Genomic DNA, 26961 nt, shown 5'->3' with positions numbered 1-26961 from the left:
CGTCTTACCTTACTTCTTCTTAGCCTCTTTACGGCGTACATTCTCGTCCGCGTAACGAACACCTTTACCTTTATAAGGCTCAGGTTTACGGTATGCACGGATGTTAGCAGCTGTTTGACCAACTAACTGCTTGTCTACGCCCTTAACTAGAACTTCTGTTTGGCTTGGTGTTTCAATCGTAATACCTTCTGGTACTTCGAAATTCACTGGGTGTGAGAAACCAAGAGTTAAGTCTAATACTTTGCCCTTAGCTGCTGCACGGTAACCAACACCTACTAACTGAAGTTTCTTCTCGTAACCTTCATGCGTACCAACAACCATGTTGTTGATTAGAGCGCGAGCAGTACCTGCTTGTGCCCATGCATTAGCTACGCCTTCACGAGGTAAAGTTGTAATAACGTTGTCGTTAACTTGTACTTCAACAGCGTCGTTGATAGTACGAGTTAATTCACCGTTTTTGCCTTTAACTGTGATGTCCTGGCCTTTTAATGTAACTTCTACACCGGCAGGAACATTGATTGGTGCCTTTGCTATGCGAGACATAGTTCCCCTCCGATTAAGCTACAAAGCCAATGATCTCACCACCAACGCCGGCACTACGTGCTGCGCGGTCTGTCATTAGGCCTTTAGAAGTTGATACGATAGCGATACCAAGACCACCCATTACCTTTGGTAATTCGTCACGTTTCTTATAGATACGTAGACCAGGGCGGCTAACACGCTGGATATTTTCAATAACAGCTTTGCCTTCGAAATATTTTAAATCGATAGAAAGCTCAGGCTTCGCTTCACCGCTTACAGCGTAATCTGCGATATAACCTTCATCTTTTAATACTTTAGCTACTGCTACTTTCAGTTTTGAAGTTGGCATCGTTACTGATACTTTCTTCGCTGACTGACCGTTACGGATACGTGTAAACAAATCCGCAATAGGATCTTGCAAGCTCATAGTCTTACTCCCGTGATACTATTACCAGCTAGCCTTTTTAAGGCCAGGAATTTCACCGCGCATAGCTGCTTCGCGAACTTTAATACGGCTCATGCCGAATTTGCGAAGGTAACCATGTGGGCGGCCCGTAACGTTACAACGATTACGTTGACGTGAAGAGCTAGAATCACGTGGTAAAGCTTGTAGCTTTAATACCGCGTCCCAACGATCATCGTCAGATGTATTAACATCACTGATGATAGCTTTTAGTGCCGCACGCTTTTCAGCGAACTGAGCAACTAATTTCGCACGCTTTGCTTCGCGCGCTTTCATAGAATTCTTTGCCATAACCCTACCCTTATTTCTTGAATGGGAAGTTAAACGCTTCTAACAACGCACGGCCTTCATCATCTGTTTTCGCAGAAGTAGTGATTGTGATATCCATACCGCGAACACGGTCTACTTTATCATAATCGATTTCTGGGAAGATGATTTGCTCACGTACGCCCATGCTGTAGTTACCACGTCCATCAAAAGACTTAGCACTTACACCACGGAAGTCACGGATACGTGGGATAGCGATTGAAACCAAACGCTCAAAAAAGTCCCACATACGCTCGCCACGTAGGGTTACTTTACAACCAATTGGGTAACCTTCACGCACTTTGAAGCCAGCAACTGATTTGCGTGCTTTAGTGATTAGAGGTTTCTGACCAGAGATTGCTTCTAGATCCGCAACAGCGTTATCTAGGATCTTCTTGTCAGCTAGAGCTTCGCCCACACCCATGTTTAATGTGATCTTTTCGATCTGAGGGACTTGCATGACAGAGCTGAAACCAAACTTCTCTTGAAGCTCAGCAACTACTTTGTCTTTATATACTTCATGCAGTTTCGCCATCATTCTACTCCAACTATTAGATAGTTTTACCAGTAGATTTAAAGATACGTAATTTCTTACCATCTTCAATCTTGAAACCTACACGATCTGCTTTACCCGTTTCCGAGTTGTAGATCGCAACGTTTGATACGTCGATAGACGCTTCTTTCTCAACAATACCGCCAGCTTGGTTCAACTGAGGAACAGGCTTTTGGTGCTTCTTGATTAAGTTGATGCCTTCGACAAATACTCGACCAGATTCAGCAACAACTGAAAGCACTTTACCGCGCTTACCTTTGTCTTTGCCTGCTAGTACGATTACTTCGTCATCACGACGGATTTTTGCTGCCATGATAGACTCCTTATAGTACTTCTGGTGCTAGTGAAACGATTTTCATGAACTTTTCAGTACGAAGTTCACGAGTCACAGGGCCGAAGATACGAGTACCAATTGGCTGTAAGTTATCGTTTAAGATAACAGCCGCATTGCTATCGAAACGGATCAAAGAACCGTCCGGACGACGAACGCCTTTTTTAGTACGCACAACTACCGCGTTTTTAACATCACCTTTCTTCACTTTACCGCGAGGAATAGCTTCTTTTACAGAAACTTTGATGATATCGCCAACCGCTGCATAGCGACGGTGCGAACCGCCAAGGACTTTAATACACTGCACTTTGCGAGCGCCGCTGTTATCAGCAACGTCCAGCTGAGTTTGCATTTGGATCATGTTAATGACCTCCGGTGTAGAAATTACAACACGCCTTAATTTTGTTTAAAATCAAGACATTTCGGTTAAATTCCACTCAAAAAACAAGCAAGTTGTCTCTTAAGGGCGGGCAATTGTAGCAGCAATGGCAAGGAAGTGGTAGGTTATTTTTTAATTAATTTGGAATTAATCGCAATGCTTGCAATGAGGAATTACAGCAGCTTGCTGGTTTGTTATTGATTATAAAACAAACAGGGCGCAAATGCGCCCTGTTTTTGACTTTAATTAAATTTTTATTAATTACCAAATAGACCTTTTAATTTGTCTTTGATTTTATCTTTAGCTTTTTCTTTGACTTTTTCTTTAGCCGCATCACTGACATCTAAGCTATAACCAACATCATGGAATGGGCCTTTGATACGCAGTGGAATTTTAAAGCCGGTACTGTCATCGGTCGTGCCTTGCCCTTCGATTGAATCAACAATCCCCGTTACCAAGCGATAGTCTACATTCGTCATAGGTAAATCAACTTTACCTGAGCCTGTAATGCGAATAAGCGGGCTAAGTAGTGACAAGTCTTTATTTTCACCAACACCGTTAGTGAATACAAAACTGCCCTGCAATGCTGAGAAGTCTGTTTGCTGTGAGTTATCAAAGCCAGTATCTAAACCTTCTGAAACTGCGCTTAAGTTACCTTTGATAAGCTCTTTTGCTTTACGAACCATCTCTGCAATGTTGGCCCCTTTTACCGCACCATCTGCAAACTCAAAGCCTAACTGACCATTTAAAGCATTGATAAAGCTCTTTTGGCTTTGACCTGTGGTCGTTAGATCCCAGTTTAGAGAACCTTTACCCATTAACTTATCGAAACCAGCCGCATCAGTTAGTAATGGCTGCGCATCAATTTTATCTAAAGAAAAGTTAGTACTAATTTTATAAGGTGTTTGCTTGGCGTTAACGGTTATCACACCTTTACCATTGCCCTCATAAGCAACAAACTTGTCTAGACTGATTTTAGCCACTGCATTTTTTAGGTTCACCGTTAACTGGTTTTCACCAAGGGTAATATCATTTGCTTTTAAGCCACTTGAACGCACGACTACATTTGCATCAAGTGCATTTAAGCCGCTCATATCAATTGCAGTATCATCCCAAACAATTGGCTGTGCTGGCGCATCTGCTGCAGGCTCTGTTTGCTCTTCTTTAGCTACGCCCTCTGGTAGGTAAGGGTTTAGATCAAGCATACCTAAATCAATATCGGCATTCACAGCTAAACGATCACCAAGCTTAATATCGCTTTTACCTTTAATTTGCAGCTCATCTAGTGTGGCAAGTAGCTCAGTAAGCTTAAACTGTTGTCCTTTTAGGTGCATTGAACCCTTTACATTAAAGGCATTAAACGCATTTTCTTTTGCATTAAGCTCAACACCTTGCCAGCTCGCAATGTTTTTTACTGAGTCACCACTTACAGAAAGAAGCCCTTGCACGTCATTACCCATTTCTGCAATTGCACCTTTAAAATTCAAATCGACTAAGCGTGAATCAACCTCAGTGCTTACATTAAAGGTTTCGCCTTCAATCGCTTTAACAGGTGTATCTAGCGTGACATCTAAATCAAAGCGCTCACCCATATAGGTAATACCGCCTTTTAATTCTAAGGTCTTGCGAAGAGAAGGTAGTAAGATGGCTAACTCTAAATCGCTTATCTGTTGCTTTGCTCCGGTTTTACCATCTAGATAAGTGAAAGTACCACCGTAGATTGCCACTTCACCAAGTTCGATATCAAAGTTATCTGGTAAGTTAACAGCGCCAGAACTCTTTTGCTGCTCTGTCTGTGGTTGCTCAGCAACCGCATCAAATAGTTGCCAGTTTGCTTTACCATTTTTATCGGTTTCTAACAAAATCGTTGGTTCGTTAATCACAAATTTATCAAGCTTAAACTCACCGCCAAATAACGACATCCACGGGATACGGATAGCAAGTTGCTGCATGCTTGCCATATCTTTTTGCGAGCCTGTTTGCATATTGGCAAAGTGCACATCATTCAATTCGAGTTTTAATGATGGAAATACCGACAGCTTTTTATCGCCATTAATAGTCAGACTACGACCTGTGGTTTGTTCTACTTGCTCCGATACTTTATTAAATATCGCGTCTGTAGGTATTAGGAATGGTGCAGCGACTACCAATGCAATCAGTAATACGAAGATGACACCAACGATTTTCAGTAAGGTTTTCATAATCATCCTTAAAAATGGGCAAACAATGTTCTTATCATAGCGGGAGTTAGGCGTAATTGCATTGCCGAACACACAAAAAGGTTTGTAAACAAGCTTAGGTACAAGAATATGAATCAGCGCTGAAACTTTTTGATACCTACAGGTTACAAAAATCCCTTGGCCGCTTTATACCCTCGGTGATTATCGCGTTAAAAATTGCTGCTCACTTTGAACTCAGTGTTGAGCAATTATTTACACTCGATGACAATGATTAATTAACCACGTTAGTCGCAATCTTACTTATAAATTATCAGTAAGATTGCATCATTTCATTACTTCGGTATGATGCACGACCCTGTTGTTTTTGCACCCTGTGTACTAAAATTAAACAACCCAATTTGGTCAAAACTGGAGTATCGATTAAGCATGAAGAAACTGCTTATTTCACCGTCAAAAATGGCGCTTGGCGAGCAAGAAAGTCAAATTTATCAAAATATCCTCAAGCAAGCCTCTGATATCAGCTTAAACCTTATGGCAGTTAAAGTAGAAAACCACCCTGAAGACTTTTTGGGTTGGTGCTATGAGCTATTAAGTGCAAGCCGCGATCGCATTAACTACGATCTGTTAGAAGATAAGCAATTACCCACTCTTAAAAAACTTCATGACTTATTAATTTCTGCAATCAGCTTTTTGCAGTTAAAAACATTAAGGGTTGCGCCATGGCCTGTAATCGCAGGCTTTATCGAGCAGCATAAAGAGCTTGTAGCCCTTGATGAGCAATTACGTTTAGCTAATTACATTGCTGCAATTAAATCGCAATCCCTAAAAGAGATGATCCCAGAAGACCGTTTAGCGTTTTCAGGTAAACACAGTGCCTCGCTTGATCCAAGCAGCTATAACTTCGACGTTGAATGGTTTGCTTCTACTAAGAACGCAAAAGGTTTCCACCAAATGTTGAGTGATTTACCAGGTGCATTCGATGAGGCGCTTGTACACATTCCACTTGAGGGTGAAGTAACGCAAGAACATTATCAGCATTTTATGGTTGCTTACTTCATGGCATTTAATGGCAGCGATGAAAAGCCAACGCTTGCTCCTGCTACTCGCTTGCTTGCGATGCGCCGACCTGACGTGTTTACACCAATCGTAAATAGTAAACTTGATGCCCTTTGTGCGGCATTAGGCATTACTAAGCTTAATAACCGTGATTTTGAGCGCTACTGGCAAGATGTTGTTGAAGCCATTCATAGTATGCCTTGGTTCAAAATGGCCAGTGCAGCAAATGAGCTTGAACAATCTCTGGTTGAAATCAAAGCCCTATTGCCTAGCTTCTTTTATTATGCAGATAAAAGTACCGCTGATAACTCTAACTATATTAAGTTGTTAAACAAACCTAAGAGTACCACAAGCTCAGCAGGTAAAAAGACCGTACGCCGTGGCAAAGAATCAGCAGAGATACTGGTGGACCGCGCATTAGCAAGTGATGATATCCCTGAACATATCAAAGCTAAGCGCGATTCAATCATCAGTGAAGTTGAAAAAGGCCGCAGTGTTGAAGAAACCATTACTCTAATGCGTGCAATTTTCGGCTAAGTTACTCTCAAATAAGCAAAACCCGGTTGCTTCGCAATTGTGCAACCGGGTTATTTTTTGCACCACACATGTGCGCATGAACAATTCAAATAACCATCCTTTTCACAATTAAATAAGTTTAAAAGCCTGTTTTTAAAGACTTTAAGCATAAAATATCCCGCTCAAAATTAACTTGGCACAACCAGTGCAATATCGTATCCAGACAACACATAGAAAATGTCCTCAAATAATAACCAGACTGCAATCTGAAAATGGGACAAAATCAACATAACAACAGGATACAGAAACATGCTAAAACTAAAAAAAACGGTCGCAGCAAGCGCCCTTGCGCTATTAACCTTGAGCTCAACATATAGCTACGCAGAAGTCACAGCAAACGCTGCGGCAACTTCAAACTACTTATGGCGTGGTCAAGAGCAAGGCGGTGGTGATGCTGCAATCCAAGGTGGTATCGACTACGCAAGTGAATCTGGCTTTTATGCGGGTACTTGGGTATCGAATGCTAGCTGGGCTGACGACATGACTTACGAGCTAGACCTTTATGCTGGTTTTGGCGGTGAAATCAATGAAACCTTTAGCTACGATGTTGGCTACATTTATTATGCATACCCAGATGCAGCGTCTTACACAGATGCAGACTTCTCTGAAATCTACGGTAGCATTAGCATGGGCAGCTTCACCTTTGGTGCAGCAGTCCTAGCAACATCAGCAGCAAGCGGTGACGGTACAGATTTTGGTGATTCACTTTATTTAAATGCTGACTACAGCTTCCCAGTTGGCAGTACCGGTGCAGAAATGGCCCTTCACCTAGGTCATTACTCAGGGGATTTCATTGGTGATGATGACATCATCGACTACGGTGTTTCAGTGTCGAAAGACGGCTTTACTTTCGGTCTTTCAGACAACGACATTGATGGTTCAGATGTAAAAGTGTACGTCGCTTACGCGGTTGACTTCACTTTATAAAGAATGTGTTACTTGCTGCAACACGAAGGGCCGTTAAGGCCCTTTTCTCATTTATATCAATACACTTATGGTACACTATGACCAGTTGAGCCTTGCCAAATGCGATACCATTGTTCACGGTTCATTGTAAGCTGCTTAGCTTCAACCGCTGATTTAACACGTTCAATATTACCCGTACCAAGTACCACAGACGGTGCACTTGGGTGCATTAACAGCCAAGTATATACAACTTGGTCGATAGCACTGGCACCAATTTCAGCACCAACCTGCTCCAACACTGCACGTAAACGCACCGCTTTTTCATCATCACTTGAGAATAAACGACCCCCAGCTAATGGCGACCAAAGCATAGGTTTGATATCGAGCAATTGGCATTGGTCTAAACTACCATCATCAATGGCTTTCATCTCATAAGGTGAAAACTCAATTTGATTAGTCACAAGGTCAAAGTCTAAACGCGACTGCAACAAGCTAAATTGCGATGGGGTAAAATTAGATACCCCAAAATCAATCACGTCACCATTTGCTTTTAGGGTATTAAATGCTTGTGCCATTTCATCGGCGTTCATCAAGTAATCGGGGCGATGGATAAGTAATACATCTAAACGATCAGTGTTGAAGTTTTTAAGTGACTGCTGTGCTGAGGCAATTATATGCGCAGCACTTGAATCATAATGGTTTGCTTTGCCTTGCAATCCTAGGCTTGCAAACGCAGGCTTAATACCACATTTAGTGATTATTTTGATTTCATCACGAATACTTGGTTTTAGTTTAAGTGCTTTACCAAATTCGGCTTCACAACCGTATTCACCGTAGATGTCAGCATGATCGGTATGTGACACCCCCATCTCTATTGCATTTTCTAAAAAACTTAAGCATTGCTGTGGCGTTACCTGCCAATCTAACAAGCGCCAGAATCCTAATACCAACTCATCAATACAACGACCTTTGCTATTCACCATAACGACCTACTATTCCTAATAAATTCGACTCAAATTAATCCTTAAACCATATCACAGATTTACTTATCACATCTGTTAACATACAGTTACAAAACAAATTGCTAATTTGTTACTAAACAGGATATTTTAGTACCTAAAAACAAATGTTATAAAACAAGGAATAAAAAATGAAATCATCAAATGTCATGACTGCTTTGGTTGATATTTTTATCAGCCCGAGCAAAGCTTTTAATGGCTTAAAAGAAGCAAAAGGTTGGTCTTTTGTTGCCTTTATTTTACTTGCCGGCATTCTCGCTGCCAGCATGTTTGCTTTTTACAATAAGGCTGACCCGCAGTTTTTAATCGATCAACAAGTGGCAGCGGCCAGTGTTGATGCCACTATTGCTGAGCAAAAAATGATTCGCCAAAGCATGGAGCAAACCATAGATATGCAAGTATGGTTTGCTATGTTTGGTGGCATTATTGGTTTGGCTGTTATTAATGCTCTAATGGCAGGCTACTACCTATTTGTATCTAAGCAAGACCCAGAAGCTAATTATGGCTATGGTGCGTGGTATGGCTTTGGTGTGTGGACTATGATGCCAATGATTATTTCAAGCCTAGGTTTACTCATCTTAGTATTAACTGCAAGCACTGACCAAATATCACAATCATTATTTAACTATGCTTCAATTAACCAACTTTTAATTGGTTTAGAAATTGGCCATCCACTCTACACCTTACTTGAAAGTCTAAATATCTTTTCTATTTGGAGCATTTTTATCGCTGCTATCGGTTTAAAGAGCTGGACTAATTTCACTTTCAATAAAGCGTTACTGTTTGCAGCTCTACCAAGTATTGTTATTTACGGTATTTGGACTGTAATCGCTCTCGTTTAATTCTGCTTTGAGCGGCAATATGCCGCTCTTAACTACCAAGGAAGTAACATGAAAAAAGCCATTATTATTGGCCTAGCTGTTACGGCATTTGTCGCTTTAATAGTATCAAAGCAAGTCACAGGCAATAAAGATGCACCAGAAATGCATATTGCAGAAGTTGAACAAGGCAATATTGCCGATTCAATTTTAGCCTCTGGCAACCTAGTTTTTAACACCCAAGTGCAACTGCGCTCAGAAGTGACTGGCCGTGTAGCGAAAGTGTTTGTAGAGGAAGGTGAAAGTGTCACTGAGGGCGATATTTTAATGCGCCTAGATACGACCGCGTTTGAATCTGAAGTTGCCCGCAATAAAGCCGTGCTTCGTGCGACCGAAATCGATATTAAACATAGCGAAACCCGATTAAAAAATATCGAGCGTCAATTAAGCCGCCAAAAAGAGCTTTATGAAGTTGGCCTTGCTGGCCAAGAAGTGTATGAAAACCTACAAAATGCCCGCGATTTAGCAAAAATAGATATTGAAGCAAAACGTGAAGCTTACAACCAAGCCCAAGCATCATTATTGATTGCTGAAGACCGTTTAAATAAAAGCGTGTTTCGCGCTCCAATGAGTGGCCTACTTGCTTCGGTAAATATTAAAGAAGGTGAAACCGTTATTGCGGGAACAACCAACATTATTGGCTCAGACTTGATGCTAGTAGCCGATCCAAGCGCAATATTAGCCGAACTTCGAGTGGATGAAACCGATATCGCCGGTATCAAATTAGACCAACATGCAGATATCTATGCTGCCGCTTACCCAAATCAACCTTTTACTGGCAAAGTAATAAACATTGGCACATCAGCAAAAAATCAAGCCGGTTCACAAGGCTTATCATTTAAAGTCAAAGTACTACTTGATGCCACTGACCGCCAGCTATATGCCGGAATGAGTTGCCGCGCAGAAATCGCCACGAGCATCGCCGAAAATGGCTTAAAACTCCCCATCGAAGCCATTCAAAAAGAGGATGATAGCTACTTTGTCTGGAAGCTTAACGCAGATAACACAGTAACTAAAACAGCGGTAACGGTAGGTATTTCGTCAGATATCGAACAAGCACTAACCAGTGGAGTTGCAAAGGGTGACCGTATTGTTATCGGCCCCGCTAGACCACTTAGCTCACTAAAAGAGGGTGATACGGTAGCCGTTAAAAACAGCCCTGAAAAAGGTGCTAGCTAATGTCTGTGGTGATCAAACTCAGTAATATCAATAAACAATACAAAATGGGCGAACAAGTTTTCAAAGCCCTTGATGATATTAATATTGAAATTGCTCAAAATGAGTATGTTGCCATTATTGGCCCTTCCGGCTCAGGTAAATCAACCCTGATGAACTTGCTTGGCTGCTTAGATACTCCCACCAGTGGTGACTACTATTTAAAAGATAAGCTCGTAAAGCGCATGACCGAAACGGAGCTTGCTCATCAGCGTAATGAAAGTGTTGGCTTTATTTTTCAAAGTTTCAATTTATTACCAAGAGCATCCGCCCTTGAAAATGTTATGCAGCCCTTAGTGTATCGATTTATCTCAGCCAAAGAGCGAAAGCAACAAGCGCTCGAATCATTACAACGGGTTGGTCTTGGCGATAAGGTGAATCACCTTTCAAGCCAACTTTCTGGTGGTCAACGTCAACGTGTCGCTATAGCTCGCGCACTAGTTACTAAGCCCCATATTCTACTTGGTGATGAGCCTACCGGTAACCTAGATAGTAAAACCACCACTGAAATCATGGCGCTGTTTGATGAGCTTCATAACGAAGGACACACCATTATTTTGGTTACTCACGAACAAGATATTGCTGATCACTGCCAACGTGTTATTCGTTTAGTTGATGGCAAAGTTGTTAGTGATACCCGCAAAGGCGAAGGAGCAAGACAACATGTTTAAATCTGCTATCGCTGTAATGGAAGGCACAAAAGCAGCACTGATGGCAATTAAAGCCAATGCAATGCGTAGTGCCCTTACCTGCTTGGGCATTATTATTGGTGTTGCTGCAGTTGTGACCGTGGTAGCAGTAATGCAAGGGTTTACCAAGCAAATTAATGATCAGCTTGCTGATATGTCTCCAGATGTCACCAATATAAAGCCTTACACTAGCGTAGAAAAAGAAATGGTAGGGCAACAAGCAAAGTTAACCTACAGCGACTTTCTAACTCTAAAAGCACGCGTGAAAGAAGCTGAAACCTTTACTGCGCTTATGTTTACTTGGCGCTTTTCGGGTGCAGCAGAGTATGGCAATAAAAGCCATGCTTCACGGGTAATGGGCACAGAGCAAGACTACCAAAAAGCTTACCGCACCTACCCAGAACTCGGCCGATTTATTCGCGCAGAAGATGATGCAAAACGCCGTAGAGTGGCGTTTATTGGCCCTTCAATTATCGAAAAGCTTAACCTGCCTGAAAACCCTGTAGGTGAATATATCAAACTCGGTGGTGAGTGGTTTCGCATTATTGGTGTTGCTGAAAAACAAGGTAGTTTATTAGGTTTTGACCAAGACGATTACATTAATATTCCGATAAGTACCATGAGTGCGCTAGAGGGCGGCAGTGTTGATACCAATGTACAAATGATGTTTCGTTTGAAAGACGATGCTAACGAAGCGCAAGTACTGGCTAAAATTCGCCGCATCTTACGTCAATTACATAAACTGAAAGACGGTGAAGATGACGACTTTGAATTTGAAACCGCCGAAAAAGCCCGTGCTAATATCGATAAATTTACCGGAAGTGCAACCGCAATTACCGCGGGGATCGTAGGTATCAGCCTGGTAGTTGGTGGTATCGGAGTGATGAATATCATGCTGGTTTCGGTAACAGAACGTACGCGTGTGATCGGCACTTTAAAAGCATTAGGGGCAACACCTGGTTTTATTATGCTGCAATTTTTAGTTGAAGCGGTGGTGCTATCACTGTTTGGTGGTTTAATTGGTTTAGCGATAGGCTACGGTGCTGCGGCACTAATTTCAGTTTTAGTGCCGAGCATGCCAGATGCCTACATACCGGGTTGGGCGATTATGCTGTCATTTGGCTTTACTTCATTGATTGGTATTGTGTTTGGCTTAGCGCCCGCTATTAAAGCGGCACGCTTAAACCCAATTGATGCACTGCGTTATGAATAACTAGTCTGGCTTATAAGCTACTTGAGCACAGCTTATTTCAACTGTTTTCGGGTACCAAATAGGCCCAACTTGGTTTACTGCAGCTTCAGCTAAACCATTGGTGAACGACTTATAAGTGTGAACGGTTTGCCATTCGGAATCAGGGCACTCCTCAGATAGGTCGACAGGCTCTGAACCTTCGTAAAGCGCCGCGGCAAAGTTATGATGCCATTGCTCTGTTGCAGGCGCTTTATTGGCTTGTGCAGCACTGCCATTATCAAAGTAGATATTTGTGCAACCACTTAAGGTTGCCACTAACACAGTTGTTGCTAGTAGGCTTTTCATAATTGTTGCTCCTGTGCTTGTTGCTCACACCATACTTTTACTGTGTGAGGAGCATAAATTCCGAGTGTAACGAGTCCTAATGCGCCATCAGCGAATGTTTGTTGCGATTGCATTTGGGCAACTTTTTTATCTTGGCAAATAGCCTTTACATCAACGCGCTCTTCACCAACGAGGCCCCACAAAAAGAATGGTCGGCTATCTTGGTAATCAGCTTTAGTGGCTAATTTATTGGTTGTTTTTTCTGGCACTATGGTGACTGATGAACACGCTGTCACCGATAAGGCAAGCAGCATACAGGCCATTTGTTTCATGAGTAGTTCCTTTGTCTGAGTTGTTAAGCTCAGTAAGTATAAGAATATGAGTACTCATTTTGGGTAAGAAATCGTATAGAAATTGTAGGAAATACTACAGTTTCTAACATTTAGCCTTTGAACTAAACTGGGGCTATCGACGACTAACTCTCAAGGAAAGTAACTAAAGGTCATTATGACGGCATATCTACGAATATTTTTATTACTTGTGTGTTTAAGTGTGCTGTCTTGGTATAGCTTTTCAAGCGATCCTAGCTCTGATGAGCAACAAGGTATAACCAAAACCGCTGTGAACCTTGCTAATTGCCAACAGCAGTTAGCACAAAGTCGTATGCAAACTTACGCTGAACATTATATTTTGCCCTATCAGTTCAAGTTATTGAGTTGGAATATTTACAAGGCGCAAATAGATGGCTTGCTCACCGATTTGCAAAACCTAAATGCCGATGCTGATATTGTGTTACTGCAAGAAGCTATCGAAGAACCTGCGCTTACAAAGCTCAAACCTTATTGGCGCTTTGCTAAAGGGTATAAGAGTGGTGGCGTGCAATCTGGGGTTATGACACTCAGCCGCTGGCCAGCTACGGTGCATTGCACACTCACCCACAAAGAACCTTGGCTACGGAGCCCAAAAGCCACCAATATTGTGGAGTATGCACTGCCAGATCAACAGTTATTACTGAGTATTAACCTGCATGCCATTAACTTTGCTTTTGGCGTTAGTGACTTTAAACAACAGCTCGACGATGCCGCCGCTATTATGCGAACGCATAAAGGCCCTATTGTATTTGCCGGTGATCTCAATACCTGGAGTGATGAACGCCAAGCCTTATTACAGCAAACATTAACCCAACTAGGTTTGCACGAAGCGATTTATTTAGATGATAAACGTACCAAAGCATTTGGATTAGCACTTGACCAAGTGTGGGTGCGCGGTGTCAAAATAGAGACAACCATAGTACCTGAGCTTGCAAGCTCAGATCATAACCCAATTATTGCAACCCTGACGATAGAGCATCAAACGCTATGAGATTATGTATAAGAAGATATTGGTTTATCGCGTTAATATTATTGAGCATTAGCCAATTCAGTGATGCAGCCACCCCAGAACAAGAGATAAATCACCTCATTGATTTTGTAGCTAAAAGCGATGCCGTATTTATTCGCAATGGTACAGAGCACTCAAGCCAAGATGCTGCCGAACACCTTGCTATGAAGTATCGAAAAGCAACCCGCTATGCAAAAACTGCCGAAAAGTTTATCGAAAACCTAGCAAGTAAAAGTTCATGGAGCGGTAAGCCCTATAAAGTAAGACTCAGCAATGGGTCGTTACTCAATGCAAAAGATTGGTTGAGCAATGAATTAAACGAGTACCGCCGAAACCAACATATTCAAAATTAAAATCATCAACACACAAGAAGCGAAAAGCCATGCAAGAACACAAAAATCAGCCACTCAATGACTTTATTGAGTACCCTCATGACGAGATGCTAAAACGCGCCGAAGAGTTTTTAGCCGTGAGTCAGCGTCGCCACAGTATTCGCAGCTTTAGCGACCGCCCAGTGCCAAAAGAAATAATCGAAACCTGTATTAGAGCGGCTGGCACTGCACCAAGTGGGGCCAATCATCAACCTTGGCACTTTGTAGCAATACACAGCAGCGATGTAAAAAAACAAATTCGAGAAGCCGCTGAAAAACTAGAGCGCTCATTTTATGAAGGTCGTGCGGGTGAAGAATGGTTAGATGCCTTAAAACCACTTGGCACCGATGCCAGTAAGCCCTACCTTGAGCATGCACCTTGGCTAATTGCCGTGTTTAGTCAAAAGAAAGGCGGTATTTCTGCCGATGACAAAAATACCAATTACTATGTTCATGAATCTGTTGGCCTAGCAACCGGCTTTTTAATTCAAGCACTACACAGAGCTGGCCTTGCAACCCTCACGCATACACCAAAGCCAATGAGCTTTTTAACCGAAATTTGTGGCCGCGATAAAGATAATGAGCGCCCTTACATGCTGCTAATTGCAGGCTACCCAGGAACAGATGCAACCATCCCTGAGCATGCCTTAGTGAAAAAGTCGCTAGACGAAATAGCGACCTTTATTTAGCTTTAAAATCAACAGCCAGCACATCACCCGGGTTTAAACCTGAAACGATGTGCTGCTTACCATCGAGCATTTCGCCAAGGCGCACATAGCGACGCACTATCTGATTATTTTCAAGTAAATAGACCATACTCAATTGGCCATATTGGTGCACCCAGCTTGACTCAATCAACACCCCTTTTTCAGTGGCGAGTGGTAATTGTAATTGTGCATAAAGACCAGGCATTAACCCAGTTTGGGTATCTGTTTCTAAACGGATTTCCATACTACGCGCAGCACTATCAGCAACGGGCACAATTTCTGTCACTGTGGCAGGCATTGACGTAGATAAAGCAGGTAATTTAACCGTTAGAGTTTGCCCAACATTCAACTTAATTGCTTGTTGTTCTCTGACATTAAATGCTAATTGCAATTGTTGTGGGTTATACAGTGCGAGTAATGGCGTGCCAGGAGTTGCGGTATCGCCAGGCTCTGCAAAACGTTCAACCACAACACCTGAAATCGGCGCTTTAATTTGCGTAAAACTCAGTGCAACTTGCGCTTGTGTTTGCTGCTGCTTAGCAATCGCTAGGTTCGCCGTTAAGTTATCGAACCTTGCTTTTGCATCGTCGTATTCGCTAACAGATACCAAGCCTTGCTTGTATAAATCGTTAATACGCTTTAGTTGTTTCTCTGCTTGAGTCAGCGACGCATTAATTGCATTTATTTGTGCTTCGCTTTGAGCAAGCCCAGCTTTAAAGTCATCTTGCTGCAAGGTAATTAACACATCACCCTGTTTTACAGTATCGCCAGCGCGTACATTTAAACGCTCAACTTGTGCCATAACCCGTGATGAAATTTGCGTATTTTGCTTTGCAATCACAGTGCCCGGTACAACTTCATCACGCGCAATATCTGCCAGTGTCACTGTCACTAACTGACCAGTGTAATCATTTGCCGATGGGTTTTTCATGCCTGCAGCTTGCTTATCGGAGAAACTGCCCGCCATGTAAAGTACCGCCACAATGATCACAGATAACGCGATGATTGAACCAATAAGTTTCGATTTACCCTGCATGAGCTTGTTCCTCTTTGGCTGCATCCTTTGTAAACACTAAATAATAAACCAGCGGCACAACAAATAATGAGAACAATGTTGATGCCACAATACCAAAAATAATTGCGATCGCTAGACCGCTAAATACCGGGTCTAGGGTGATCACCAAGTTACCTAATAAGGTGGTTCCCGCGGTCAGTAACACTGGGCGCATACGCACCGTACCTGCGGCAATCAAAGCCTGTTTAATTGCCATACCTTGGCCGCGAGCTTGATTAATAAACTCAACTAAAATAAGTGAGTTACGAACCACAATACCAGCAAGTGCAATCATGCCAATCATGGCTGTTGCAGTGAATAACACCGGCTCTGGAGCACCAGCAATGCTGCGCTCTCCAAATTGATTTAATAGCCAAAAGCCCGGCATGATCCCTATTACGGTTAATGGAATAGCCGACATGATGATCAGTGACAAACTCGCAGAGTGTGTTTGAATGCGTAAGATGATGAAAATTGCTGTTAGCGCAAACGCAAAGGCAATCCCCATATCTCTGAATACATCGATGGTAATTCGCCATTCACCTTCACCACTAAAGGTCACGTCAGTGCCTGCAGGTAATTGCCAAGCTTGGCTACCACCATTGTTGAAAAAGTGCCTACTTTGCCAATCAGTTTGGCTAAATTCGTCAGCGCTGATGCCTAAGTCGGCATTGACGTCAGCAATAATTTCAGCGGGTGTACGGCCATTTAGCTCAGCCATTACATACACAACATTACGCTGATCTTTACGCATAATTGGCTTGGCAACATCTTGATGCTGAAATTCACCTAACTCAGAAAGCGCCACCAGCGGACGTGGTGCACTTTGCAGCCCAAATTCATCACTGGTTTTTGCAAGCTCCCTATCACCACGAACTTGTAATGCCAGCAATTGAGCAAATTGGTTACGATCTTGATAAGGCAGTTGCAGTTTAATATCGACAGGGTCTGTTTCGCCGCTAACATATAACACCCCAACATTTTTCCCATGTGAGGCAATGGCTAAGGTCTGGGCAATATCTTGCGTAGACACCGCCGACAATGACGCTTTACTTTTATCGGTAACAAAACGCTGTAAGGGTGCATTGGCAGCAATACTGGTATCAACTTCAACCACATGCGGCTCTTGTTTTAACCTTGCAGCAACAGCAAGGGCTGCTTGATAGTGCGTGTCTGTATCAACAAATGGCTCACTGTAAACTTCAGCCACTAAGGTACTTAAAACAGGCGGACCCGGTGGCACTTCAACCACTTTAATTACAATGCCATCGGTTGCCAGTGGCGCTAATGCTGCTCGCAAGCGCATGACCACGCCATGAGATTGATGATCACGCTCAGTCTTATCGAGCAATAATACTCTGAGCTCAGCAAGGTTCGCTGCTTCACGTCGATAATACCCACGCACCATACCATTAAAGTCCATGCTTGATGGCTGACCAACGTAGGCTGCCGCCTCGCTTACTTCATTTAGTTGCCAAGTGATGGTTTGTACTTGTCGAGTGAAAGCGGCGGTTTGCTCCAGGCTTGTACCTTCTGGCATATCAATTAAAACTTGTAACTCGTTTTTATTATCAAACGGTAATAGCTTTAAAGGCACTGCACGCATTACGGGTAACATGGCACTGGCGACAAACAAGGCTAATGTAGTCCATAAAACGAGTTTGGCGCGGCCTTTAGACTCAAGTAATGGTGATAATATGCGCTCATATAAGCCATGCTGATTGGCATCGAGTTGTACGCTGTCATCGACTGGCGCTTTAAGTAGTTTCATTGCCAACCAAGGCGTAACAAAAAATGCCACTATGGTTGAAACCATCACACTAACCGGCACATTAAATGCCATCGGTGCCATGTACGGCCCCATCATGCCGGTGATAAATGCAAGTGGGATAAACGCCACCATAATGGTCAATGTAGACATAAACAGCGCCACACGAATTTCGCTCATGGCATCAACTATGCACTGTTTTTTATCGCCTTTGTGGGTTAAAAAGCGACTTATGTTGTCTATCCCAGTAATGGGATCATCTACCAATAAACCTAAAGAAAGGATGAGTGCAAACAGCGTGACTCGGTTAATTGTATAGCCAAAGGCAAAATCAAGTGTCAGGGTGATGCCGTAGCAAATTGGTACCGCTAGCCCAACAACAATCGCTGGTCGCCAACCTAAAAATACGCCAACAAAAATAACCACGGTAAATACCGCAAACACTAAGCTTGAGGTAAGGTTATTTACTTTTTCGTTCGCGGTTTGGCCATAGTCACGCAGTACGGTGTAGCCCACTTCATCTGGCAATAGATTAGCCGATAAAGTGTCCATCATGCTGTGCACTTCGTTGGCCACAGCGACCGCATTGGTGCCAGCTTGTTTAGCGACACTAATTGTGACTAAAGGAAGTTGTTGCTGATTATCTGATTTAGCCAACCATTGATAACTTTGTGCTTCGCTTGGACCATCACTCACCTGGGCCACATCACTTAGGTAAACACTCTTACCGTTTACCACGTTGACAACAAGCCGTTCAATCGCAGATTGAGAACGTAAAACATCACCCACTTGTAAGGCAATTTGCTGCTTACCCTCAACAACACTGCCCACATTCACTAATTGGTTAGATACGCTAAGCGCATAATACACATCGGTTAGGGTTGTTTGATGTGCAGCTAAAGCGCTTGCATCAAGGTTAATCGTTAATTGACGAGTTCTACCAGCAATCACTTTCACTTCGCTGGTGTTTTCGATGCGCTGTAAGCTGTTAGCGATTTCGTTGGCAAAACGGGTTAGTTGATAGTCATCGTAAAGTTTTGGATCTTTACTAAATAAGCCCAGCATTACTATTGGCACGTCGTTCACTTCAACCGGACGTATTTGCCATGAGCTGATCACTGACGCCATCGTGTGTTGATAGCTATAGAGTTTAGCGTAAGTATCGAGAATGGCTTGCTCGCGATCGTGACCGACTTCGAAGCGAAGAGTAACAACAGCAGCATTACTTTGTGTAGTCGAGTAAATATGCTCAACGCCCGTTAACTGCGCTAATAACTTCTCCAATGATTCAGTTACCAGCCTGGCTACTTCTGGCGCTTCGACGTTTGGCGCTGCTACATATATATCAAGCATAGGAACCACAATTTGCGGTTCCTCTTCACGCGGGGTTTGCTTTAATGCCATTAAGCCAAGCAACACCGACATAATAAAAATAACAACAGGAAGGCGGCCGCTCAAGCTGCTTTTAACAGCATTATCGATAGCACTCACAGGTTAATTACCTTTACAAAATAAGCCATATAGAGTTGCTAGGATCGATACTACATTTTCATCAACCACGCGATAATAGATAGTTTGGCTTTCGCGTCGAGTAGCAACTATCTGAGCTTTTCTCAGCGCCGCTAAGTGTTGCGATAATGCAGACTGCGCTAACGGCACAGCTTCGTTTAATTCGCTCACGCTCATTTCACCATCTTGCAACGAACATAAGATCATCAAACGATTTTTATTCGCCAATATCTTTAGCATTTGCTCTGCTTGTTCCACATTGTCGGCCATAGCCGCAAAATCGATGTTCATAATCACACTACTCTATATTCTTAAAATACCGCTAAAGTATAGATTGATATATTAGAAAAGTCTAATATTAGAATTTACTAATGTAGTGTTATCTAATATATTAAATACATCACCCTTTTACGAAAACTTGGCATGGAGGATTAGTATGCTGACCCCAATTCCTGACTTAATGAAAATTATTGCCCCCAACCAGCGCCGTATTAGCGCTGACCAAGCAAAACAAGAATTAAGCGAAAACCACGGTTTATTAATAGACGTACGAGAACCTGCTGAGCACGCAACTAAAGCAGCAACAGGTGCAATTAATATCCCGCGTGGTGTACTTGAAATGAAATTAATGGAAATTGAAAAAGATCCTGCAAGGCCTATTTACTTACACTGTGCAAGTAGTGCCCGCGCCACACTAAGTGCCGAAGCACTGACTCGTGTTGGCTACGAAAATGTCACTGTAATCACCTGTAATGCTGAACAAATTTGTCAGGTGTTTTAACTTCATAGAACAGTAACACTGGTCGGATAAGCTCGTGCTTTTCTACTTATAGGTACAGAGCAATGACTTTTACGCGCAGACGCTTTTTAAAAGCATCGGCGGCTGGTTTTGGAGCCGCCGTTTTATCTTTTGGTTTAACGGGCTGTAGTCTTAATGACGATGATGACGAAACTATAAAGCAAATCCCTGTCAGCTTTGATCACGGTGTTGCCAGTGGCGACCCGCTCGCTGACAGCCTCATTATTTGGACTCGCATAACCCCAGTTGAAAACGTCACGAGTATTAACGTAGTTTGGCAAGCCTCAACAGACGCTAACTTCACAACCATTAGCCATGATGGCGAAACACAAGTAAGCGATGCAACCGACTTCACCTTAAAAGTTGATCTGCAAGGCCTCGATGCCAATACCACCTATTACTACCGCTTCATAAGTAATGGTAAAACCTCACCCACTGGAGTAGGTAAAACGCTTCCAACCGACAACATAGAACAAGTTAAATTTGCTGTTGTCTCTTGCGCTAACTATCCTGCTGGCTACTTTCATGTGTATGGCGAAATCGAAAACAAACCGATTTAGATGCAGTACTGCACCTAGGTGACTACATCTATGAATATGGTAATACAGGTTATGCCACTGAAGATGCCGCCGAACTTGGCCGTTTATTACCTGATGACAATAACGATGAAATCATTTCTTTAGCGGATTATCGCAAACGTTACGCCCATTATCGTAAAGACGAAAACCTGCAAGCTGCCCATAGTCATTGTGCATTTATTACTGTTTGGGACGACCATGAAATAACTAATGATACATGGCACAGTGGTGCAGAAAATCACAACGACGGCGAAGGTGAATTTAGCGAGCGCAAAATGCATGCGCTACAAGCCTACTTTGAATGGATGCCTATCCGTAATGTTGCCGATAAAGAGCGTATTTATCGACGCTTCGAGTTTGGTAATTTAGTGTCATTGCACATGCTCGATACCCGTGTTTTAGCTCGCGACGAGCAAGTTAATTATGCAGATTTCGACTTAACCAGCAGCCAAGGACAAACTGACTTTGTTGCAGCAATTAGCTCACCTACTCGTGCTCTATTAGGTAACGAGCAACTTACATGGCTGACTGATGGTTTAACGACAGCAACAACACAATGGCAAGTACTTGGGCAACAGGTGCTGATGACCAAAATGCATTTGCCACTCGAGATTTTACAGTTACTAATGAATATCCAAGTGACTCAAGCAAACGGTGCTGATCCCTCGGCATTACTTGCTCAAGCAAACACATTATTTAGTGAGCTTGCGCAAATTAAAGGACGTATATTAGCTGGCGATCCAACGGTTACTAGTGAACAGCGAGCACGCGTAGAAACAACAGCACCTTATAATCTTGATGCATGGGATGGCTATGCTTATGAGCGCGAGCAAATACTAGGAACTGCAATTGCAGCCCAAAAGAATTTAGTCGTTTTAGCTGGTGATACGCATAACAGTTGGGCAGGACACTTAGTCACTGATGCAAGCAATCCTGTTTCTGCTAAAGCCGCAGCTGGTGTTGAATTTGCAACATCTTCGGTTTCATCACCAGGTCTTGAGAACTACTTAGCGTTAAATACGCAATCGAGCGAAGCTGTCGCACAAATTGAGCAAGTCATTGCATTATTGGTTAACGACTTAGCTTACAATAACTTAGTTGAACGCGGCTACTTAACCGTCACCTTTACTCAACAGCAAGCGCTTGCCCAGTGGCATTATGTAAGTAGCGTTAAAACAGCCGATTACACACTGCTTAGCGAGCGTCAAAAAGCGCTCAGCGTACAAGCTGGTAACCCTACTTTACAAATGGTTTAACGCTTTTCATCTAATAGCGTAACTAACATTTGCTCAATGTTTTTTACGCTATAAGTAAGTGAACGCAGCAGCTCTAACTGACTATCTTCAGGTTGATGCTCAGCTTTAGTACTGCTGCTTTGAGTCATCTCATCTTTTTGTTTTAAGATTGCCTCGCGAAACGTCTCTGCATCAACCACTCCGAGCAATGATACTAATGCACCTTGCCCTGATTGACCTGCCGTTTCAAAACTCAGTCGATAAAGACCAAATTGACGCATTAAAGGACCTTGGCTTAGTGCTACATCGGTTATTTTTTCAAGTGGGATCGATTTTTCTTCTTTAAAGAAGACACCGCGTTTTACCACTAACTTACGTGTTAACAACGTGGCTGACATCGCCGCTAAAATACGCCCTGCCACCAGCCAGATTATTAACGCAACAATGGGAATGAAAGGGATCCCTACCATACTAATCACACAGGTAAAAATACCCAGTAATAACCAATACTGTTTTACTTTTGGATCAAAGCTGGCACTCAATAAACTGGTTTCTGTCATCATAGGCTCCTTGATAGAGAGTTATGACAATATACAAACTTTTCATTAAACACAAAAAAAGCCGAGCAAAGCCCGGCTTAAGGGTACTGCAGGGAAAGCTATTCCACTGCTTCAACCGTCACTGTTAATTTACTCAGATCAGGTCCTTGCACTGTAAAACGATAATCCCCCGCTGTTGGGATACTCAAGGCGATATTGGCACCAACGGCTTCTAGTAAAGCCGCTTCGCCAAGCACAGCAACAGGGGCATCACCACTGCCGCCATAATCCACCGTATTCCAGTCTTCAGAAGCGACTTTGAACTCATAGTCACCAGCTTCTAAAGTCATGCTAGTACTGTACATCGCATCACCAGCATAAATCAGTGGGGTATCTGTGCTCCAATCATTTACACTACCACGTAAGTACACTTGAGTTTCGCCAAACATTTCTGCATTGAATACAGTCATAAGTGGTTCTTCAAGGTTACTGGCATCAAACATAAACTGATATTGACCATCGCTTGCAATATCCATTGTCATATTTGCGCCTTTTACTGCGAGTAGTTTTTCAGTACCCACTGTAACCGCTGCACTACTTTCACCTGAACCATAATCCACCGTGTTCCAATCTTCAGAGGCCACTTTAAACTCATAGCTACCCGCAGTTAATTGTTTAGTGAAGGTATAAACACCTTTACCTTGATACATTAACTCGTCACTGGTACCCCAATCGTTTAAGCTACCGCGTACATAAATTGGCGTACCAACAAATGGTTCTTCATTATAAACCTTAAGTACTGGGTTATCGGTGTCTGTGGCATCGAATGAGAACACATAAACAGCATCCATTGCCGCCGTAAAGGTCATATTGGCGCCACTGCGTGTTAGCAGCTCATCTTCGCCTTCGAGCACTTCAGCAACATCGGCAGAAAGCGCACCAAAATCAACGGTAGACCAATCTTCAGAAGCCATTTTAAACTCATAGCTGCCTGCTGTTAGAGGAATCGCAATTTTGTACTCGCCATCACCCACATATTCAAAGCTATTTGCCGTACCCCAGTCATTTAACGAGCCACGAACATAAACCTCTGTGCTACCAAATGGCACAATATCTGGCGCACCCACAGTCGCATCGGCACTTAGGCCTTCGCCTTGAGCATCAGCTTGTGGTTTCACAAACACAGCAACAGTATATGGCGGAACATTAAAGGTACCTTCGCCCTCACCAGCCATAAAGCTTGCCGCTGACATACTTGAGTCAACACTCGCTTTTAAAACAGGATGAAGCTCAAAACCCGCAGCCGTTGATACCGTATGCGATAAGCTTTGCTCCGTACCGTTCATCACCACAACAATGGCATCGTATTGGCTATCTAGGTCAGTCAACCCAACACCATCATCAATACTCATCACCACTAAACCTTGTTGTTGACGCTTACCAATATTGTGGAAGCCAACGCGGTCTAGAATGTCTTGCTCTGTGGTTAAACTAAATAATGGGCTGGCACTACGAATTGCTAAGAACTCAGTAAATACATTACTTGCGTACTCAATGTCGCTTGCCATCGCTTGCGCATTCGTATTTGCAGAAATAGGTGCAATTTCGCCCCACTTCGCTTGGTTATCTTGCGCAGGTGGCAGGCCTACATTCCAGTTATTGGTATCCATACTGAAATCAACAAAGTTGAACCAATCACCAGAATCATAACTGTTACGATCCATTGATTTAGAACGCAGCATATCAGCACCCATTTGCATAAATGGAATACCTTGGCTCATCAGCGGCATAGCTAAAGCCATATTGTGAACACGCACACGCTCTTCAATACTTAAGTTAGTACCATGCTTATATTGCAGCTGATCCCATAGTGTTTCGTTATCATGCTTAGAGACATAGTTAATGCTATCAGCTGGGTCGAGTGCATAAGCTGCTGGCTGACCACCCCAACTAAAGCGGGTACCTTTTGCTGAATTACCTTTAAAGTCTTTAAGAATGTAGTTTTGTAAGTTACCTGCCAGCGATAAGCGCAACGTATCTTGCTCAGATAAATTGCCATCTGTGGCATTATTGCTGAAGAATGCACCACCACGAACTGCTTCACGAATACGGTCATTAAAGGTACCTACTTCAGTGCCAGCCATATCCATTTGTTTAGCTTGCACAAATAAACGGTTATCAGCGACTTCATCAAAGTTCCATCCTTCACCGTAAAAGTAAGTATCTGGGTCAACTGCTTGCACTGCATTAAGCGCTGCCATAATTGAGGCTTTTGGCATATGCCCCATCACATCAAAGCGGAAGCTATCGTAACCAAAGTCACGGGCTAAAATCACCATAGAGTCAGTAACAAACTTATCCATCATGACATGTTCTGTTGCAGTATTCTCACAACATGTTGAGCGTTCCATTATGCCTGTTGTTTCGTTATATCTGTGGTAGTAACCTGGTACTAGTTTATCAAACACAGATTTATCCCAAACACCTGATGAGGTAGTGTGGTTATAAACAACATCAAGCACAACACGCAAACCAATTTCCTGTAAAGACTGGATCATCGCACGCGTTTCTTTGACTCGTGCAATACCTTCAGGCGATGAAGCGTAAGAGCCTTCAGGCGCAATAAAATGATGCGGATCATAACCCCAATTAAAGCTATCAACACCACGCATAGCATTAGCCAGTGCTTGAGCATCATCAGAACCAGGCAGGTAAGACGCCATTAAATCAACTATCAATGCACTCTTATCTTCGGTTTTACATGCATCAGCATCATCGTCAATGCGGGTACATAAATCACCTAAGGTTGCAGTAATATCAACACGCTGACTAGCATCTTCATCTATGGTGCCAATATCAGTCAGTGGCAGTAAATGGAAATGAGTTAAGCCATTATCTGCCAGCTTTTTAAGATGTTGCATTGGTGCGCTATCAAGTTCAGTAAACGCTAGATACTTACCACGGTTTGCTTCACTGACAGTTTCATCACGCACACTAAAATCACGTACATGACCTTCGTAAATAACCGCTTGCTCTGGGTAATCAACCGTTGGCACCATACGCTCATCCCAGCCGGTTGGTTTAGTATCTTCATCATTAAGGTTAATCAATTGGCTATATAAACCATTGGTCGAAACGTTTAATGAGTAAGGATCTGTGCTCCATAAGCTTTCAATTTGCTTGGTCGCTGGGTGATAAACATCAAACATAAAGCGGTAGTAATGGCGATCGTGACTAATATCGATATTGCTAGACCAAATACCCGTTGTGCTATCCAAGGTCATAGCAAATTGTTCAAGCTCTGTTTTATCAGCATCATACAGCGCTAATTTCATATTGCTTGCAGTCGGTGCCCATACCGACACATCAATGCCATTATTGGCGTAATGCACACCTAGTTGTGCTTCATTAGCATCACTTTCGCCACTGGTATATAAGTCATCTAGGGCTTTAGCGGCTTGTACATAAGTGGCTTCTGTTAGCTTGCCATCAGCGTCATAGCCTGCCACAACCAGTTGTTGTTTAATAAGCTCTTTTGCAGTGGCGGCATCCCAGTTACCTTGGTACGCATTCCATCCGGCAAGGTGTGGTACTTTAGCGATTTGCTCATCACTTAAAGATGTCGATGTAAGCTCAACCACTTGACCATTTAGCTCTTCGGTGTCTTCATCTATTGCTAAATCTGCATTGTTTGATGAGTGTAATTTAATGATACTAGTCAGTTCATTACTTGGATTATAGACAAAGGTTGAGAGGTCAAGCCAATGTGCTGAGGCACCTGAAAGACTCACTCCTAAACTCAAAATTGGGAATTCAAAAACAGACGGTTCACCATGAAAAGTAAAGTTCATACGTTGGAACTTTTCATCGTCCTGCATCAATGGCATTTTTAAGTCAACATCACCAAACGCTTTGCCGGACCCTTCGGTTCCAATATGCACAATGAAGTTAGCACACTCGTTGTAACCCTCTTTTAGTTTTACAATCCAATATGCGCCGTAGTTAGGGTCAACACCATCGTATTCATGACCATTTGCCCAATCAGTGGCATCAAACGGTGCAGCGTAAGCATCACAGTCATCGTTATTCCATGAGTGTAAACGGTATCCTTCATAGATTTTATCTGTGCGGTTATAGAATAAGATGGCTTCGTCGTCTGCAGGGAAAACCACAGGATCAGGCAAAGTGGGATCAGCGCCTACTACGCAGCTCTCATTATTTTCATCTGGTACGGAATTGCCTTTACAACTAATTGGTGGTGGATCTACACACTCAGTCCCTGCTTCATTAGGGATTTGCGGTACGCTACAAGTTAATAAAACTTGCCCAGAATCTATATCGTCACTTGCGCCACCACCACATGCAGTTAGCAATACCATGCTACATGCAATCAGTAAGCGGTTTAAATTAGCTATTATTTTCATATTATTAT

At 42.8% G+C, this 26961-nt stretch carries 25 protein-coding genes and 2 pseudogenes; 12 read left to right on the top strand and 15 right to left on the bottom strand.

The window, feature by feature from the left end:
- Nucleotides 1-9: 9 nt before the first annotated feature.
- The 7 genes from rplF to ISP07_RS13180 all read right to left on the bottom strand — a co-directional run bounded on the left by rplF (nt 10) and on the right by ISP07_RS13180 (nt 4755).
- Nucleotides 10-543 (bottom strand): 50S ribosomal protein L6, encoded by a 534-nt coding sequence (rplF, locus tag ISP07_RS13210; protein WP_054554387.1) that lies wholly within the window; start codon nt 541-543, stop codon nt 10-12.
- Nucleotides 544-556: 13 nt separating this feature from the next.
- On the bottom strand, nt 557-949 hold the full coding sequence (gene rpsH, locus ISP07_RS13205; RefSeq protein WP_054554388.1) for a 30S ribosomal protein S8: 393 nt from the start codon (nt 947-949) through the stop codon (nt 557-559).
- 21 nt (nt 950-970) lie between these two features.
- Nucleotides 971-1276 carry a 30S ribosomal protein S14 gene (rpsN, locus tag ISP07_RS13200; protein WP_054554389.1) on the bottom strand — a complete coding sequence of 102 codons (306 nt, stop codon included), beginning with the start codon at nt 1274-1276 and terminating at the stop codon, nt 971-973.
- A gap of 10 nt (nt 1277-1286) precedes the next feature.
- Nucleotides 1287-1826: a 50S ribosomal protein L5 gene (rplE, locus tag ISP07_RS13195; RefSeq protein ID WP_054554390.1), complete on the bottom strand. Its 540-nt coding sequence runs from the start codon at nt 1824-1826 to the stop codon at nt 1287-1289.
- 16 nt (nt 1827-1842) lie between these two features.
- Entirely contained in the window at nt 1843-2157 is a 315-nt protein-coding gene (gene rplX, locus ISP07_RS13190) for a 50S ribosomal protein L24 (protein ID WP_054554391.1), read from the bottom strand.
- A gap of 10 nt (nt 2158-2167) precedes the next feature.
- Entirely contained in the window at nt 2168-2536 is a 369-nt protein-coding gene (gene rplN / locus ISP07_RS13185; protein ID WP_010378257.1) for a 50S ribosomal protein L14, read from the bottom strand.
- A 275-nt stretch (nt 2537-2811) separates the two neighbouring features.
- Entirely contained in the window at nt 2812-4755 is a 1944-nt protein-coding gene (locus ISP07_RS13180; protein WP_209327882.1) for an AsmA family protein, read from the bottom strand.
- 161 nt (nt 4756-4916) lie between these two features.
- Here ISP07_RS13180 and ISP07_RS20745 point away from each other — a divergent pair.
- From ISP07_RS20745 to ISP07_RS13170, 3 genes and pseudogenes are all read left to right on the top strand, one after another.
- Nucleotides 4917-5009, top strand: a pseudogene (locus ISP07_RS20745) (transcriptional regulator); the annotation flags it as partial.
- Nucleotides 5010-5160: 151 nt separating this feature from the next.
- A complete protein-coding gene (locus ISP07_RS13175; RefSeq protein WP_054563031.1) occupies nt 5161-6327 on the top strand; it encodes a hypothetical protein in 1167 nt (388 codons plus the stop codon).
- A 288-nt stretch (nt 6328-6615) separates the two neighbouring features.
- Entirely contained in the window at nt 6616-7293 is a 678-nt protein-coding gene (locus ISP07_RS13170; RefSeq protein WP_054554395.1) for a TorF family putative porin, read from the top strand.
- 65 nt (nt 7294-7358) lie between these two features.
- Here the strand turns inward: ISP07_RS13170 and ISP07_RS13165 are convergent, their stop codons facing one another.
- Complete coding sequence (locus ISP07_RS13165; protein WP_209327881.1) at nt 7359-8255, bottom strand: aldo/keto reductase; 897 nt, start codon at nt 8253-8255, stop codon at nt 7359-7361.
- Between the two features lie 167 nt (nt 8256-8422).
- On the opposite strand from ISP07_RS13165, the gene ISP07_RS13160 reads away from it, so the two are divergent.
- The 4 genes from ISP07_RS13160 to ISP07_RS13145 are packed head-to-tail and all read left to right on the top strand — an operon-like array spanning nt 8423 to nt 12286.
- On the top strand, nt 8423-9133 hold the full coding sequence (locus tag ISP07_RS13160; RefSeq protein WP_209327880.1) for a YIP1 family protein: 711 nt from the start codon (nt 8423-8425) through the stop codon (nt 9131-9133).
- A gap of 48 nt (nt 9134-9181) precedes the next feature.
- On the top strand, nt 9182-10348 hold the full coding sequence (locus tag ISP07_RS13155; RefSeq protein WP_209327879.1) for an efflux RND transporter periplasmic adaptor subunit: 1167 nt from the start codon (nt 9182-9184) through the stop codon (nt 10346-10348).
- The gene (locus ISP07_RS13150; RefSeq protein WP_138618388.1) at nt 10348-11055 is read left to right on the top strand and encodes an ABC transporter ATP-binding protein; all 708 of its coding nucleotides are present in this window, start codon (nt 10348-10350) and stop codon (nt 11053-11055) included. The genes ISP07_RS13155 and ISP07_RS13150 overlap by 1 nt, the downstream gene beginning before the upstream one ends.
- A complete protein-coding gene (locus ISP07_RS13145) occupies nt 11048-12286 on the top strand; it encodes an ABC transporter permease (RefSeq protein WP_138601053.1) in 1239 nt (412 codons plus the stop codon). The genes ISP07_RS13150 and ISP07_RS13145 overlap by 8 nt, the downstream gene beginning before the upstream one ends.
- On the opposite strand, the gene ISP07_RS13140 is transcribed toward ISP07_RS13145, so the two are convergent.
- Complete coding sequence (locus tag ISP07_RS13140) at nt 12287-12610, bottom strand: Bor/Iss family lipoprotein (protein WP_138618390.1); 324 nt, start codon at nt 12608-12610, stop codon at nt 12287-12289. It lies immediately after the preceding gene.
- On the bottom strand, nt 12607-12921 hold the full coding sequence (locus ISP07_RS13135; protein WP_054554401.1) for a Bor family protein: 315 nt from the start codon (nt 12919-12921) through the stop codon (nt 12607-12609). Before ISP07_RS13135 ends, ISP07_RS13140 begins: the two co-directional genes overlap by 4 nt.
- Nucleotides 12922-13096: 175 nt before the next feature.
- On the opposite strand from ISP07_RS13135, the gene ISP07_RS13130 reads away from it, so the two are divergent.
- Genes ISP07_RS13130 through ISP07_RS13120 form a run of 3 tightly spaced genes read left to right on the top strand, consistent with a single transcriptional unit; the run spans nt 13097 to nt 15029 of the window.
- Nucleotides 13097-13951, top strand: a complete 855-nt coding sequence (locus tag ISP07_RS13130; RefSeq protein WP_209327878.1) for an endonuclease/exonuclease/phosphatase family protein — start codon at nt 13097-13099, stop codon at nt 13949-13951.
- Nucleotides 13952-13992: 41 nt separating this feature from the next.
- Nucleotides 13993-14322 (top strand): DUF5329 domain-containing protein, encoded by a 330-nt coding sequence (locus ISP07_RS13125; RefSeq protein ID WP_228290613.1) that lies wholly within the window; start codon nt 13993-13995, stop codon nt 14320-14322.
- Nucleotides 14323-14351: 29 nt separating this feature from the next.
- The gene (locus ISP07_RS13120) at nt 14352-15029 is read left to right on the top strand and encodes a nitroreductase family protein (RefSeq protein WP_055198623.1); all 678 of its coding nucleotides are present in this window, start codon (nt 14352-14354) and stop codon (nt 15027-15029) included.
- On the opposite strand, the gene ISP07_RS13115 is transcribed toward ISP07_RS13120, so the two are convergent.
- Genes ISP07_RS13115 through ISP07_RS13105 form a run of 3 tightly spaced genes read right to left on the bottom strand, consistent with a single transcriptional unit; the run spans nt 15022 to nt 19669 of the window.
- Nucleotides 15022-16083: an efflux RND transporter periplasmic adaptor subunit gene (locus tag ISP07_RS13115; RefSeq protein ID WP_209327876.1), complete on the bottom strand. Its 1062-nt coding sequence runs from the start codon at nt 16081-16083 to the stop codon at nt 15022-15024. The two genes, ISP07_RS13120 and ISP07_RS13115, sit on opposite strands and share 8 nt — an antisense overlap.
- A complete protein-coding gene (locus ISP07_RS13110) occupies nt 16073-19360 on the bottom strand; it encodes an efflux RND transporter permease subunit (RefSeq protein ID WP_209327875.1) in 3288 nt (1095 codons plus the stop codon). Before ISP07_RS13110 ends, ISP07_RS13115 begins: the two co-directional genes overlap by 11 nt.
- Before the next feature lie 3 nt (nt 19361-19363).
- The gene (locus tag ISP07_RS13105; protein ID WP_054554407.1) at nt 19364-19669 is read right to left on the bottom strand and encodes an ArsR/SmtB family transcription factor; all 306 of its coding nucleotides are present in this window, start codon (nt 19667-19669) and stop codon (nt 19364-19366) included.
- 145 nt (nt 19670-19814) lie between these two features.
- On the opposite strand from ISP07_RS13105, the gene ISP07_RS13100 reads away from it, so the two are divergent.
- Together ISP07_RS13100 and ISP07_RS13095 are read left to right on the top strand one after the other, a co-directional pair.
- Nucleotides 19815-20159, top strand: a complete 345-nt coding sequence (locus ISP07_RS13100) for a rhodanese-like domain-containing protein (RefSeq protein ID WP_054562833.1) — start codon at nt 19815-19817, stop codon at nt 20157-20159.
- 62 nt (nt 20160-20221) lie between these two features.
- Nucleotides 20222-22011 (top strand): annotated as a pseudogene (locus ISP07_RS13095) (alkaline phosphatase D family protein).
- Here the strand turns inward: ISP07_RS13095 and ISP07_RS13090 are convergent.
- Both ISP07_RS13090 and ISP07_RS13085 read right to left on the bottom strand, forming a co-directional pair.
- Nucleotides 22008-22550, bottom strand: a complete 543-nt coding sequence (locus ISP07_RS13090) for a PH domain-containing protein (protein WP_054554410.1) — start codon at nt 22548-22550, stop codon at nt 22008-22010. The pseudogene ISP07_RS13095 and the gene ISP07_RS13090 sit on opposite strands and share 4 nt — an antisense overlap.
- A 98-nt stretch (nt 22551-22648) precedes the next feature.
- Nucleotides 22649-26953, bottom strand: a complete 4305-nt coding sequence (locus ISP07_RS13085; protein ID WP_209327874.1) for an alpha-1,6-glucosidase domain-containing protein — start codon at nt 26951-26953, stop codon at nt 22649-22651.
- Nucleotides 26954-26961 lie beyond the last annotated feature (8 nt).

Origin of the sequence: Pseudoalteromonas sp. PA2MD11, from assembly GCF_017808125.1 — a bacterium.
In the GTDB taxonomy this organism is placed as follows: domain Bacteria; phylum Pseudomonadota; class Gammaproteobacteria; order Enterobacterales; family Alteromonadaceae; genus Pseudoalteromonas; species Pseudoalteromonas simplex.
This window is presented reverse-complemented; position numbering and strand designations above follow the sequence as displayed.